This is a genomic window from Mesorhizobium sp. M0243, assembly GCF_040321775.1.
Taxonomy (GTDB): domain Bacteria; phylum Pseudomonadota; class Alphaproteobacteria; order Rhizobiales; family Rhizobiaceae; genus Mesorhizobium.
In genome coordinates, this window is the sequence record NZ_JAMYSF010000002.1 from 1 (window position 1) to 12,994 (window position 12,994).

Here is a 12,994-nt window from a genome sequence, read left to right on the forward strand (position 1 = left end):
AATGTTCGCTACTGCCGATCGGTCGATTTGATGATGGTCTACGGGGGCGGCGTCGATCCGCTTTCGCTGAAATTCGATTGCAGCCGATGCAAGCCACAGATCAAGATCACTCTTCTAGAGGTGCATCCTGAGCATTTGCCAAAGCGCCTAGTGGTTCACAAGCCGATAAAGGTCGGGGGGAAGATCACCTGGTACACCGAGCGGTTTAGGGGTTAGCAATGGCTAGGTCAAAGCCGTCAAAGCAATTATCGAAGGCTGAAATCGAGCGCTTTCTGATGGCAGCAGAAGCGCTGCACCTAAGCATCGTCAAGCCGTTCATATCTCCGCATTGCGATCACTACAGGCAGACGCGCGTCTTGCATGAGGTACTGTTAAAGGCGGTGCGGGAAGTCACCGGGAAGGAAGTCGAGTTCATCCGGTGGAACACTACTGGGCCAGTGCTGCCGCCTACGGCTGGGTAGGTTGGCGACGGCTTTGCCCCATAGCGGGTCAAAAAAGTTGGCATCTAAATTGCATTGACTGGTATGGGGTGGGCGAGAGCCCGTCGCTTCGAAAATGGGGCGGCGGGTTTACTCTACCAGCTTGGGAGGAGTGGCCGGCGCCTCAGCTTGATGTCGAAGCTTTATCCCGCCCGAAATACGCCTGGTACCACTCGACGAACCGCCCGACGCCCTCGGTCACTGTCGTCGTCGGGCGGTAGCCGACCGCCTGCTCCAGCGCCGAGGTGTCGGCGAAGGTATCGGGCACGTCGCCGGGCTGCAGCGGCAAGAGTTCGACGATGGCTTTGCGGCCCAGCGCGTTTTCCAGCGCCTCGACATAGGCGGTCAGCTTCACCGGGTTGTTGTTGCCGATGTTGAAGATGCGCCAGGGGGCGCTGCTCGTGGCCGGATCGGGACGGCTGGAGTCCCAGGCGGCATTGCCCGTGGGCGGGCTGTCGCTGGCGCGGATCACGCCTTCGGCGATGTCATCGACATAGGTGAAGTCGCGCGTGTGATTGCCGTTGTTGAACAGCTTGACCGGCGCGCCGGCCAGGATGTTCCTGGTGAACAGGAACAGCGCCATGTCCGGGCGACCCCAGGGACCATAGACGGTGAAGAAGCGAAGCCCGGTCGTCGGCAATCGGAACAGATGGCTGTAGCTGTGCGCCATCAGCTCGTTGGCGCGCTTGGTCGCGGCGTAGAACTGCAGCGGATGGTCGGCCGGACGATGCTCGGAAAACGGCATGTCGGTGTTGGCGCCGTAGACACTCGACGTGCTGGCATAGGTCAGGTGCGCGACGGCGCTGTTGCGGCAGGCCTCCAGCATGTTGGTGTAGGCGACGATGTTGCTTTCGACATAGGCATGCGGGTTTTCCAGGCTGTAGCGAACCCCGGCCTGGGCGGCGAGATGGATCACCCGGTCGAATGCATGGTCGGCAAAGCAGGCGTCGACCACGCTCTTGTCGGCGAGATTGCCGCGGATGAAATGATAGCCGGCATTGGTGTTGCGGCTCGCCTCGTCCAGGAGCCGCAGCCTCGCCTCCTTGATCTGCGGATCGTAGTAGTCGTTGACGTTGTCGATGCCGACGACCTCGTCACCGCGCTCCAGCAGCCGCTTGGCTACGTGATACCCTATGAAGCCGGCCGCGCCGGTGACCAGAACCCTCATCAGAAGCGCCCATCCGTAACATGCCTGGGGAACAGACCCTTGATGTCGTAGATGACGCCCGGGGTCTTGCAAAGGGCCTGCAGGCCGTCGACGCCCAGCGCGCGGAACTGCCAGTGGCCGACGGCCACGATAACGCCGTCATAGCGCTGATCGGGAATGTCCTTCATGCTGGCTATGCCGAAGGCACGCGCACATTCCTGCGCGTTGACCCAGGGGTCCCATATGTCGATGCCGGCATTGTATTCCTTCAGTTGGGCAACGATATCGGCGACCTTGGAATTCCTCAGGTCCGGACAATTTTCCTTGAAGGCCGCGCCCATCACCAGAATCCGGCTGCCAACGACAGGTATTCCCTTGCGCATCATCAGGCGGGCCGTCTGATCCGCCGCGTGCTGGCCCATGCCGTCATTGATACGGCGGCCAGCAAGAATCACCTCCGGATGATAGCCGAGTTCCTGGGCCTTGTGGGTGAGATAGTAGGGATCGACGCCGATGCAGTGGCCGCCGACGAGACCAGGCGTGAAGCGCAGGAAATTCCATTTGGTGCCGGCGGCTTCCAGCACTTCGGAGGTGTCGATGCCCAGCTTGCCGAAGATCAGCGACAGCTCATTCATCAGCGCGATGTTGAGGTCCCTCTGGGTGTTCTCGATGACCTTGGCCGCTTCGGCGACCGCAATGCTCGAGGTACGGTGCGTGCCCGCCGGCACGATCGACGCGTAGAGCGCATCGATGGCTTCCGCCGCTTCCGGCGTGGAGCCGCTGGTGACCTTGACGATCGTCTGCAGCCGATGCTCGCGGTCGCCCGGATTGATGCGCTCGGGACTGTAGCCGAGGAAGAACCCCTCATTGTAACGCAGACCCGAATGCTTCTCGATCAGCGGAGCGCACACCTCTTCCGTGCAGCCGGGGTAGACCGTCGATTCGAAGATCACCACCGCGCCTGGCGATATGACCTCACCGACCAAAGTCGATGCCATGATCAGCGGTTTCAGATCCGGACGATTGGCCCTGTCGATCGGCGTCGGAACCGTGACGATGAAAATCCCGCAATCGCGCAGATCGGCCTTGTCGGTGGTGAATGTCAGCCGCGACGCAGCACTGATCTCATCGCTGCTGGCTTCCAGCGTATGGTCGTCGCCACGCCTCAGCGCGTCCACCCTCGACTGGTCGATGTCGAAACCGACGACATCCCTGCCGGCACCGAAGGCGACCGCCAGCGGCAGGCCGACATAGCCAAGCCCGATGATCGCTATTTTCCTGGAGGCGAGATCCATCTGCTTCCTGCGCTTGCTATTCCAGAGCCATGCTTCGCATTGGTTATCTCGCACCAAAGCCGGTAAGCCTCGTTTTCATTGTCTTGAGAGTTATCAAAACGTCCAGCCAAGGCGAAAATTTCTTTATGTAATAGAAATCATAGTGCAATTTTTCCATAACGTCATCGACGGCAGCCACATGCCCCTGATTTACTTGTGCCCACCCACTTATGCCTGGCCTAAGATATGCCTGTAGCGATAGAATGGCAGCTCAGCCTCGTACCACTGTGACAGCACGACAGCTTCCGGTCGCGGTCCGATCCAACTCATTTCGCCACGCAGGATGTTGATGACCTGCGGCAGTTCGTCGATCCTGGATTTTCGCAGGAAACGCCCGACTCGGGTGATGCGATCATCATCGCGCCTGGTGATCGCCCTCTCCTTGTCGCTGCCGGCGCCAGAGTGCTGGCGCATCGAGCGAAACTTGTAGACCGTGCAGATCTTGCCCCGGTAGCCCATGCGTTGCTGGCGAAACAGCGCGGGACCATCGGAGTCCAGCCGGATCAGCAGCGCTATCAACGCCAGAACGGGGGAAAGAACGAAAATCAAGACAAGTGCCGAGACCCAGTCGACCGCCTGCTTGATCTTGAGATAGGCTTGGTTCGGATTGAGTGAACCAAGCGTGTTTTCCGACAGGTGCTCGATCTCGACCCGACCGGTCAGCGACTCGCTGACCTGCTTGACGTGGTATACGGGCGTTCCCGAAAGGGCCCGATCCGCGATGTATCGTTCCCATTCCGCGCCAAGATCGGCACGCAGATCAACGACCACGCCGCTGGCTCTTTCGATTATCGTACTGGTCGACTTGATCCAAAACCAATGCACACCCGGTAACGTCTTGAGGCGCTCGACATCTCCGCCGGGAATCACGACGAGCCGGTACGGATCGAGACGCCGCGTCAACAGGCTCAGGCCGAAATACCAGAGCGTGGACTGCGTGAAACTGGCGGCGGCTTGAAACCGGCTGTACTCGAACCGAAAAAAGAAGATGGTCAGGAAAACAGCCCCATAGGACAGGGCAAATGTCGGCAAGATGTAACTTGCCGCGGCCACGCCCGGGAAATTTCCGATGCGGCGATAGGACAAGAAGCCCACAAGGTGCGCGATGACCGCAGCTGCCACCGTGACCTGAAGATTGGCCGAATAGATAAATTCAGGATTGAAGACAATCCGGATGATCGCCGGCGCAAAAATCGCGAATGTCAGTCCGCCAAGCAGTTGAAACCGAATCCTGAACAGGAAGTGCCGGCTTCCGACAATAGTCGACGCTGCGACATTCAACGTCTTCCCCCCTTCCCCGAAGCTGCCGTGTCGGCGACAGACCAGCGCGATAGTGCATCTGACCTGATCGCTCACAACAACGAATCGGACGTCTCGCCCCCCGGCGATTCGATACAGTCGAAGACCAAGAGCTACGACAGCGCGGCTGCGCCAGCAAGCATCTATTTCTCAGATCAACAGTGCGGGAATTGAAAAGCCTGGGCTAATAAAGCGGCTTAATGATCATTACTGAAGATGTCGCAGCGTCTAGGGCGATATAACCGACAATCTATCGAGGTTGGCGGACACCAGACCGGAAATCGGCCAGTCACGCCGCTCCGGCCAGTGGCTTGATTGCCCCTGGCCGTTTCTTCGATCGCGCGCTTCAGCCGCGCTTGAGCAGCGTCCAGACGGCCGGCACCAGGCTTGCCGCGAGAGCCACCTTGATCAGGTCGCCGACGATGAACGGCACGACGCCGAACTGCCACGATTTTTCCGGGCCGATCAGCGCCGCCAGCCAGGCGAAACCCATCGCCATCATGACGACCTCGGCAACCAGCATGGCGTTGAAAAGCTTGATCGGATGGCGGTCCCAGCCGCGATCCGCCGCCCAGCCGACGATTGCCGCCATGACCACGAAGCCTGCGAGATAACCGCCGGTCGAGCCGAGCATGTAGGCAATGCCGAGACCCTTTTCAGGCGTGCTCTGGAAGACGGGGAAGCCCATGGCGCCCTCCGCCATGTAGAGCAGCAGGGTGGCGACGCCGAGACGCATGCCGAAAGCGGCGGCGATCAGCAGCACGGCCAGCGTCTGCATCGAAATGTCGACCGGCCCGAGCATAACCTTGGTCTTGGCCGACAGGGTCAGCACAAGCGTTCCGGCGATGGCCAGGAAAAGCTGCGTTGCCAGCCGCGCCGCGCCATTTTGCGGCAGAGCCAGAGAAACAAGCGGACGCATCGTAGTTGCAATTGCCATGGTATTTCCCCAATCCGATTGCCGCACACCGATGTTCGCGGCCTCACATCCTCCTATATTGGCTTGCGTGTTATGCGGCAATCGGTTTTGCCGTTTCCCGAAACAAGGCACCGATGCATGGCACTGAAATTCGATACCGGCTTCGACCCCTTCTATGGCCAGGGGGTGAACGTCGCGCCCGATGTCCAGCGCATCACGGCCCGCAATCCAAGCCCTTTCACCTTTCACGGCACCAACAGCTACATAATTGGCCGCGATACGCTGGCGGTGATCGATCCGGGGCCGGATGACGAGGCGCATCTGCGGACCCTGCTCGGCGTGATCGCAGACCGGCCGGTCAGCCATATCTTCGTCAGCCACACGCATCGCGACCACTCCCCGCTGGCGGCCCGGCTGAAAGAGCGCACCGGCGCCCTCGTGCTGGCAGAGGGGCCGCACCGGCCGGCAAGAGCCCTGCATATCGGCGAGACCAATGCGCTCGATGCCAGTGCCGACACGGGTTTCGTCCCTGATGTCGCCCTGCCCGACGGCGAGGTGGTCGACGGCGACGGCTGGTCGATCAGGACGGTTCTGACCCCGGGCCACACCGCCAATCATGCGGCATTCGCGCTGGAAAGAATTGGCGCGCTGGAAGGAATCGGTATCTTGTTTTCGGCCGATCATGTCATGGCCTGGGCAACCTCCATCGTCGCCCCGCCGGATGGAGCGATGGCCGACTACATGGCCTCGCTGGATCGCTTGATCGAACGCGGGGACCGCTTGCTGTTGCCCGGACATGGCGGGCCGGTGACAGCACCGCGGGCTTTCATGCGCGGGTTGAAGACGCATCGCAAGATGCGCGAGCGTGCCATCCTGGAGCGGGTCAAAGAGGGCGACCGGACGATCGTGGATATGGTCAAGGCGATCTACAGGGACACCGACCCGCGGCTGCATGGCGCCGCCGGATTGTCGGTGCTTGCCCATCTCGAGGATCTGACGGCGCGCGGCCTGGTTGTGACCGATGCCGCACCGGCCATCGACGGCATTTTCACGCCGGCTGGCTAAGCTATCGGCGCCATTCGCTCTAGAACCGGCTGGAGCGCTCTGCTGGCTGAGGCGACTTCAAGCCCTGGCAAGAGCATTCGGGATCCGTTGGAAGACGTGCCGCGGTCTCCAGCGCAACCCGCGAGGCTGTCATGGAGAGGCTCGGCAGCACGTGCTCCTGCAGCAATTTCTGGCGCTCGCGGTCCATATAGTCGTTGAAACCGGCCGTGACGAACGCCAGGGGCACGAAACAGGCGCCGATCTCGCGCGATAAGGTGGCCTCAGGGGCGATCGAGTGGTTGAGCACGTCCGCTCCCATGTTTCGATATGCCAGAGCTTCGGCGGGAGTTGTCAGTCGCGGCCCGTAGCAGTGGGCAGCCACCAACTGCTGCTCGATGCCATGGACGCGGCATTCGGCTGGCCAATGGCGCCGGGCGGTCTCGGCCAACAATGCCGCACATCTTGGACATACGATCTGCTTGCCCGAGCAGTCGAAGCTCTGGCGGCCAGGCAGCAGCGAAAACGGGGTCTGCGACAGTTCGATGATATCGGCGTTTACGACTATGTCGCCGGGCTGGATCGCCTTGTTGACGGCGCCAACAGTCGAGCAGGCCAGCACTTGCCTTACACCCGCTTTCATCAAGACCCAGAACGCGCGGCGATGACAGGAATGGTCGATATGGTCTCGGGGATTGCCGTGCGAATACATGCACAGGGCACGTTTCGTTTTGCCCTCGACGGTAATAGATGCATCGAATTCGAGCAGCTTCCAATTGTCGCTGGGACCGAAAGGCGTTTGGAAACTCATGTCTCGCTGCAAGGTGCGGACGCCATCAACTTCGACATCTTCCGGAAAGGCGAGACCCCAATTCGCCGATCCGGTGATGATCGCCAACCCCACTTGGGGTATGTCCGTTGAATGATCGGCCAGATCGTCGGCTGCATGATGATTGTTGGGCATGTTTTCAGTCTCGCTTAGGATTTTTGGCGAAGGGTCACGACCAGGACAACGACCACGACGATGACGGTCCACAAGGTCGAAATCGCCGCGATGGTCGGGTCGATCTGATCGCGCAGCGACAGGAACATGAGCTTCGGCAGCGTGCTGTTTTGACCACTCGCGACGAAGATCGAAATGACGGATTCGTCTAGCGAGGTCAGGAAGGCCATCAGTGTGGCCGACAACAGACTGATCTGAAGTTGGGGGACAATTATTCCGCCAATGGCTCTCGCCCAGTTTGCGCCCAGACTGCGCGCCGCCTGAACCTGGTTCCAGTCAAAGCGGGCCAAGGCGGGCAACAACACAATGCACGCGACCGGAATGGCTAGTACCACATGTCCGACCAGGACACCGAACAGCGTTCCGACAAGACGTTGCGCCGCCAGAACAAAGAAGAGACCGATCGCGAGCAGGATCCCCGGCACAATGGACGGGGTGAGCAGAACGCCCTGAATGGTTACGGCGGCCTTTCCGCCGAGCCGGTTGATCGAGATGCCGGCCAGAAGCCCCAGCGGCACTGTGATCATCGCTGTCAATGTGCCGAGGATCAGGCTCGTCCTGAGTGCGGCCATCCATGTCGCCGAACCGAAGAAAGTCTCGTACCAGCGCAACGAGTATGCGCGCGGTGGGAACTCGAGAAGATTGGACGCCGAAAAGGAGAGCGGGACGACGACGAGCGTCGGCAGCATCAGGAACGCCATAACGAGCGCACAAAAGCTCCACAGGAGGATGCGGGCCAGCCTGCTGTCTGGATAGGCTTCAAGCATGGGCTGTGCCGATGCTGCGTCCGGCAATGAGCCGCCGCGCAGCCAGGAACATCACCCCCACCAACGCCATAAGAACGAGGAGCAGAATGCCCAGGACGCTCGCCGAGCCCCAATCCTGGAAGGTCGATAGCGTGCGCTCGATCCGGGTGGAAAGGGGATTTACCTTGCCGCCGCCAAGCACCGCGGGCGTGATGAAGAACCCTATGGTGTAAATGAAGACGATGATCGAACCCGAGAAGATGCCGCCGGCCGAAAGCGGCAGGATGACCGTGCGGATCGTTTGCCCGAGAGTGGCGCCCATGCTCGCCGACGCGCGGACGAGGTTTGCATCGATATCGCGCATCGCCGCATAAACGGGCAGCAGAAAAAGCGGCAGCATGTAGTGAACCATGCCGATCAGCGTTCCCGTGAAATTGTAGACCAGCGGCAATGGCTCAGCTGTCAGGCCTGAACCCGTCAAAGTTGCGTTGATCAGGCCATCGCGCCGCAACAGCACGAGCCAGCCATAGGTGCGCACCAGAATGGAGGTCCACAACGGCAGCATGACGAAGGCCATCAGCAAATTGGCCACCCTTGGTCTGGCGCTGGCCAGGGCGAGCGCCAGGGGAGTACCGAGAAGAATGCAGATCGCCAGCGTGCCCAGGGACAGTTCAAGGGTTGTGACCAGTGCCGACCATGTCAGCCCGCTCGAAAGCACCTTCTCGTAGTTGCCGACGGTGTACTCGCCCCCCGTGGTCAGGAAGGATTGCCGGATGATCCATAGGATAGGCAGTATCGCCGCCAGTCCGACGATGAACAGCGCAGGCAGTGAAAGCGAGAGGAAGAACCGCCGCTCGCGTCGCGCGTCTGCCGCGAGCGCAGGATCGGCAAGGACGGTCACGCTACCACTCCCGGTATCGCGTGAACTTTCGCTGCTGGTGCATAGGCGGTCACCCGCTGACCGGCGGCTAGTTCGGCGCAGCCGCTGGCCAGCGCCGCCGGAATGCAGACAAGTATCTCTTGCCCGCCGTCAAGCGCCAGCGTCAAAAGCCAGTTCTCGCCACGAAACGCCTTGGCGCGCAGCGTTCCCTCAAGGGCCACCCCGTCTGGCCCGACGAGCTTCGCATCAAGATGGAAGCATTCCGCGCGGATCATCAGAGCTTCGCGTGACGCATCGGCGCCGTCTATTCTGCGCGCCGAGCCCGGGGCCACAATGTTGGCCTCGCCCATGAACTCCGCGACGAAGCGGGTCGATGGACGATCATAGATCCGCTGTGGCGTATCGATCTGCTGGATGCGGCCGGAATTCATCACCGCGATCCTGTCGGACATGATTAGCGCTTCGCGCTGGTCATGCGTCACATAGATGGTGGTGATCCCCAGATCATCGTGCAGACGCCGGATCTCGTACTGCATGGTTTCGCGCAGGTTCTTGTCGAGCGCCGACAACGGCTCGTCCATCAGCATCACGCGTGGCTCAAAGACGATCGCCCGCGCCAACGCCACCCGCTGGCGCTGGCCGCCGGACAATGCGGCAATGTTGCGCTCCGCCAAACCTTCAAGCTTCACGCGGGCCAAAGTGTCGAGTGCCCTCTGGCGGGCCTCGGCTTTCGGCGTCTTGCGCAGCACCAACGGATACTCGACATTTGCCAGAACGTTCATGTGGGGAAACAGGGCGTAGTTCTGGAAGACTATGCCGATGTCGCGCTTGTTGGGGGCCAAGCGGGTAATGTCCCGATCGTCCAACAAAAGTTTACCGGAATCGGGCCGGACAAATCCGGCCAAAGCCATGAGCAGCGTGGTCTTGCCCGATCCGGACGGCCCCAAGAGCGTGAGAAATTCGCCAGCCTGAATGTCGAGCGAGACATCGTCCAGCGCGACGTAAGATCCGTAGGTCTTGCGCACGCTGTCGATGGTGATCGGGAGCGACTTCATCATGTGCTTCAGCCTTAAAGCTGAGACTCAGCGGGCCATCATCTCATCGAAGGTTTTTTGAGCAGCTTCGCCATTCTTGACCCACCAGTCCGCATTCGAAAACACCGAAGTGCCGGCATTTTCAGGCGCGGTCGCAAGGGTCTTCAGACGGTCCTCGGGAATAAGGCCACCCTCATAGCCAGCAGGATTGACCGGGCCATAAGCGATGAAATCGGTCAGCTTCGCCACGCGCGCGGGCTGTGTCATCGCCGCGATGAGTTTCATGGCCGCTTCCTTGTTCGGCGCCCCCTTCGGTACCCCGAGGCAATCCGTACCGATGACGGAACCCTTGAACGTGTAATCGACCGCGCCGCCATCCGCTTTCACGGTTTGGGCCCGCCCGTTCCAGGTAACGACCAAATCCGCCTCGCCATCTTTCAGCAACTGCGCAGACTGAGCTCCCGAAGTCCACCACACCGCGACATTTGGTTTGATCGCTTCAAGCCGCTTGATCGCGCGATCCAGGCCCTCCGGCGTGCTGAGCACGGAATACACGTCGGCCGGTGCTACGCCGTCCGAGAGCAGCGCGATCTCGATCGAGTCCTGTGCATTGGCGCGGAGGGCGCGACGGCCCGGAAATTTGGCAACATCCCAGAACTCCGCCCATGTCTTTGGCGGGTTCTCGCCATAGGTCTTGGTGTTCCAGGACATGACGGTGCCATAGGAGTCGAACGGATAGCAGTAGTCGGACTTTGCGCCATCCGGCACGGCCTTTGGATCGATGATCTTGTAGTCGAGCGGCTCCAGCAGCGACTGTGCGGCGGCCTGCGCGCCCTCCGGTGAGCCCAGGTGAATGACGTCGGTTGTGACCGCGCCCGAGGTGACCTGCATCTTCAGGGCGGCCAAGCCGTCGCTGAGGGTCTCCTCGCGGACATCATAGCCAAGCTCTTTTGCAGCGGGGGCCCACATGGCTTCCTTCATGGCGTTGCCATAATCGCCGCCCGCGGTCGTGATGGTGACTGATTGGGCATAGACCGGCACGGCGGCCGAGAATGCTAATGCCGTCAAGGAAATGCGTAACCAAGACATAGGTTCTCCTCCCTAGAATTTGTTGAGACGCGCTCAAAATGGCCGATTCTTGACAATCGTAACGTTACGATTGCATCCAATTGCAGGAGAGTCAAGCTGCTTTAGCGAGAGCTTGGATTGACCGTGAGGTGGAATTCGGTCACGTAGTGGAAGTCAGCAAATCAGCCGGCGCTTTCGCAAATGAGGTCGGGCGACATGACCAACCTGAAACAGATCGCGGCGGAACTTTCCCTTTCGGTCACCACGGTATCCCGCGCGCTGAAGGATGGGCCGGAGGTTCATCCCGCCACCATCGCTCGCGTCAAGGAAGTGGCGCAGCGGGTCGGCTATGTGCCAAATCATCATGGCTTCGCGCTCAAAACTGGCCGCACGCTGACGATGACAGCAATATACCCGATGGAAACAAAAGATCATCTGTCCGATCTGTTGAAGCTTCCGTTAATCGAAGGCATGACGCTGGCGGCGCGGCAAGCGGGTTATAGCCTATCCATCTACTCCACCACGCCCGATGATGATCCCATCGAGAGTGTGCAGCGACAGCTTCAGGCGGGCAGCACAGACGGACTGATTATCACACGCATGGTCTCGGGTGATCCGCGCGTTAAGCTATTGCTGGATAGAGGCATGCCATTCGTCGCGTTTGGAAGAACTGACCTGGATACAGCATATCCTTATGTCGACATCGACAATGAACAGATTGCCTACGAGGCGACCCGGCGGCTCATGGACAAGGGCTGCCGACGCATTGCGCTGCAACTTCTCGTTCCGGGCGACCAGGCGAGTGCCATGCGTCTTTCCGGGTATGGAAGGGCAATGGCCGAGGCTGGTATTCCGATCGACCAGTCGCTGATCGGTCATGGAATGTTCACCATGGAATCGAGCGCAGCCTGGTTCGATCGCATGCTGGCCTGGTCAGATCCGCCGACGGGCTTGGCATGCGCCAACGAACTGGGCCTTCTGGGGGCATTACACGCTCTCGGCAGAAGAGGTCTCGCGCCAGGGAGTGACATCCACATTGTCACTCGGGACAGCACGCGGCTATCGCGCTTCCTGCCTGCGAAGATCGGCGTTCATTTCGTGGACATAGCGGGTGTCGGACGCAAACTTGTCGAAGTCCTGGAGAGCCGGATCGCCAATCCGATTGGACCGGTCGCGACAGTCTTGTTCAAAGGAGAGTTCGACCCTGGCGAATAGCCTCCCCTGGGTCTCATTCGACCGGAGCGGCGCCAACCTGACCGGCGACTTCCTGGTCGAGTTCCGCGAGAAATTCGGTGATGCGCGCCGCATTGTCGCCGAGGTCGTAGCGGCCGTAGCGGGATGCCGACCGCATGTCGACGATGACCGTGTCGCCATCGTCCGTCACGCGGATCGCCACGTCGGCGGGAAGGCCGATCACGAAGCCCTTGGCGACGGCGGTGATGGTCACCTCGCTTTGCCCGGCGAGATCGGGATAGGGTTCCGACAGCTCCCAGTCGCGCCGGTCGAGCACGGTTTCGACGGCATTGACGACGGTCTCGAACGGCAGGTCGTAGCTGCGTGCGCTGACCAGCGGATAGCTATCGGTCTGCAGCCGCTGTTCCCCAGGCGTCGACGGCGCAAGCACGTTCATATCCTTCCTCCGGTCGCTCACGTCGAGCGCCGGCGGTTCGTCGAAATCCGTCGAGATATCCCTGAGCGGCGGATAGATCGTCGCCCAGTAGGCGGCGACGCCATAGGGTGCGAGCACCAGCAGTGCCAGCAGCGCGCCGACCGTCAGGTCGCGACCGCCGCGGTCGCCGAAATTCCAGAGCCGCGAAAAGGCAAACCCGGCAAACAACAGCGCCATCGCCGCCAGCAGCGCGACAATGCCCAGCACCCACAGAAAGACAGGTGTTTCGACGAGATCGAAGCGATGGCCGACGAAGACCGTCAGCAGCAGCACCAACGAAAAAGCGGCCGTGCGCCGCGACCAGCCGGCCGCCTTCGACGTTTGCCGTTCAGGAATGCTAACCATCGTTTTCCGTGCTGCCCCAACCCGAACGGAGAC

Annotated in this window: 13 protein-coding genes and 1 pseudogene; 4 read left to right on the plus strand and 10 right to left on the minus strand. The window is 60.6% G+C overall.

From position 1 onward, the window contains the following. Together NKJ11_RS02045 and NKJ11_RS02050 are read left to right on the plus strand one after the other, a co-directional pair. Positions 1 to 216 (plus strand): hypothetical protein (locus NKJ11_RS02045; RefSeq protein ID WP_352792621.1); only part of this gene is annotated, 216 nt, incomplete at its 5' end. A 2-nt stretch (positions 217 to 218) separates the two neighbouring features. Further along, positions 219 to 461: a hypothetical protein gene (locus NKJ11_RS02050; RefSeq protein WP_352550762.1), complete on the plus strand. Its 243-nt coding sequence runs from the start codon at positions 219 to 221 to the stop codon at positions 459 to 461. Positions 462 to 603: 142 nt separating this feature from the next. Here the strand turns inward: NKJ11_RS02050 and NKJ11_RS02055 are convergent, their stop codons facing one another. The 4 genes and pseudogenes from NKJ11_RS02055 to NKJ11_RS02075 form a co-directional block, all read right to left on the minus strand. Continuing rightward, the gene (locus NKJ11_RS02055) at positions 604 to 1,647 is read right to left on the minus strand and encodes an NAD-dependent epimerase (protein WP_352792622.1); all 1,044 of its coding nucleotides are present in this window, start codon (positions 1,645 to 1,647) and stop codon (positions 604 to 606) included. After that, entirely contained in the window at positions 1,647 to 2,921 is a 1,275-nt protein-coding gene (locus NKJ11_RS02060; RefSeq protein ID WP_352792623.1) for a nucleotide sugar dehydrogenase, read from the minus strand. Before NKJ11_RS02060 ends, NKJ11_RS02055 begins: the two co-directional genes overlap by 1 nt. Before the next feature lie 43 nt (positions 2,922 to 2,964). Next, positions 2,965 to 4,316, minus strand: a pseudogene (locus NKJ11_RS02070) (sugar transferase). Between the two features lie 289 nt (positions 4,317 to 4,605). Then, positions 4,606 to 5,196, minus strand: coding sequence for a biotin transporter BioY (locus NKJ11_RS02075; protein ID WP_352613250.1), 591 nt, complete (start codon positions 5,194 to 5,196; stop codon positions 4,606 to 4,608). Between the two features lie 117 nt (positions 5,197 to 5,313). On the opposite strand from NKJ11_RS02075, the gene NKJ11_RS02080 reads away from it, so the two are divergent. Next, positions 5,314 to 6,240 carry an MBL fold metallo-hydrolase gene (locus tag NKJ11_RS02080; RefSeq protein WP_352613248.1) on the plus strand — a complete coding sequence of 309 codons (927 nt, stop codon included), beginning with the start codon at positions 5,314 to 5,316 and terminating at the stop codon, positions 6,238 to 6,240. A gap of 19 nt (positions 6,241 to 6,259) precedes the next feature. Here the strand turns inward: NKJ11_RS02080 and NKJ11_RS02085 are convergent, their stop codons facing one another. The 5 genes from NKJ11_RS02085 to NKJ11_RS02105 all read right to left on the minus strand — a co-directional run bounded on the left by NKJ11_RS02085 (position 6,260) and on the right by NKJ11_RS02105 (position 10,968). Beyond that, positions 6,260 to 7,120, minus strand: a complete 861-nt coding sequence (locus NKJ11_RS02085; protein WP_352613256.1) for a phosphorylase family protein — start codon at positions 7,118 to 7,120, stop codon at positions 6,260 to 6,262. 74 nt (positions 7,121 to 7,194) lie between these two features. Next, complete coding sequence (locus tag NKJ11_RS02090) at positions 7,195 to 7,986, minus strand: ABC transporter permease (protein ID WP_128302516.1); 792 nt, start codon at positions 7,984 to 7,986, stop codon at positions 7,195 to 7,197. After that, positions 7,979 to 8,866 (minus strand): ABC transporter permease, encoded by an 888-nt coding sequence (locus NKJ11_RS02095; protein WP_023808558.1) that lies wholly within the window; start codon positions 8,864 to 8,866, stop codon positions 7,979 to 7,981. Before NKJ11_RS02095 ends, NKJ11_RS02090 begins: the two co-directional genes overlap by 8 nt. Then, positions 8,863 to 9,900, minus strand: coding sequence for an ABC transporter ATP-binding protein (locus NKJ11_RS02100; protein WP_128302533.1), 1,038 nt, complete (start codon positions 9,898 to 9,900; stop codon positions 8,863 to 8,865). The genes NKJ11_RS02095 and NKJ11_RS02100 overlap by 4 nt, the downstream gene beginning before the upstream one ends. Before the next feature lie 27 nt (positions 9,901 to 9,927). Beyond that, entirely contained in the window at positions 9,928 to 10,968 is a 1,041-nt protein-coding gene (locus tag NKJ11_RS02105; RefSeq protein WP_023808560.1) for an ABC transporter substrate-binding protein, read from the minus strand. A 195-nt stretch (positions 10,969 to 11,163) separates the two neighbouring features. Here NKJ11_RS02105 and NKJ11_RS02110 point away from each other — a divergent pair, with 195 nt between their 5' ends. Continuing rightward, positions 11,164 to 12,162 (plus strand): LacI family DNA-binding transcriptional regulator, encoded by a 999-nt coding sequence (locus NKJ11_RS02110; protein ID WP_023808561.1) that lies wholly within the window; start codon positions 11,164 to 11,166, stop codon positions 12,160 to 12,162. A 13-nt stretch (positions 12,163 to 12,175) separates the two neighbouring features. On the opposite strand, the gene NKJ11_RS02115 is transcribed toward NKJ11_RS02110, so the two are convergent. Next, positions 12,176 to 12,961, minus strand: a complete 786-nt coding sequence (locus NKJ11_RS02115; RefSeq protein ID WP_023808562.1) for a DUF1499 domain-containing protein — start codon at positions 12,959 to 12,961, stop codon at positions 12,176 to 12,178. Between the last annotated feature and the right edge of the window lie 33 nt (positions 12,962 to 12,994).

Coding starts and splice junctions, on each gene's coding strand:
- NKJ11_RS02050 (WP_352550762.1), top strand. CDS start 219: ATGGCTAGGTCAAAGCCGTCAAAGCAATTATCGAAGGCTGAAATCGAG.
- NKJ11_RS02090 (WP_128302516.1), bottom strand. CDS start 7,986: ATGCTTGAAGCCTATCCAGACAGCAGGCTGGCCCGCATCCTCCTGTGG.
- NKJ11_RS02055 (WP_352792622.1), bottom strand. CDS start 1,647: ATGAGGGTTCTGGTCACCGGCGCGGCCGGCTTCATAGGGTATCACGTA.
- NKJ11_RS02060 (WP_352792623.1), bottom strand. CDS start 2,921: ATGGATCTCGCCTCCAGGAAAATAGCGATCATCGGGCTTGGCTATGTC.
- NKJ11_RS02110 (WP_023808561.1), top strand. CDS start 11,164: ATGACCAACCTGAAACAGATCGCGGCGGAACTTTCCCTTTCGGTCACC.
- NKJ11_RS02080 (WP_352613248.1), top strand. CDS start 5,314: ATGGCACTGAAATTCGATACCGGCTTCGACCCCTTCTATGGCCAGGGG.
- NKJ11_RS02075 (WP_352613250.1), bottom strand. CDS start 5,196: ATGGCAATTGCAACTACGATGCGTCCGCTTGTTTCTCTGGCTCTGCCG.
- NKJ11_RS02115 (WP_023808562.1), bottom strand. CDS start 12,961: ATGGTTAGCATTCCTGAACGGCAAACGTCGAAGGCGGCCGGCTGGTCG.
- NKJ11_RS02105 (WP_023808560.1), bottom strand. CDS start 10,968: ATGTCTTGGTTACGCATTTCCTTGACGGCATTAGCATTCTCGGCCGCC.
- NKJ11_RS02100 (WP_128302533.1), bottom strand. CDS start 9,900: ATGAAGTCGCTCCCGATCACCATCGACAGCGTGCGCAAGACCTACGGA.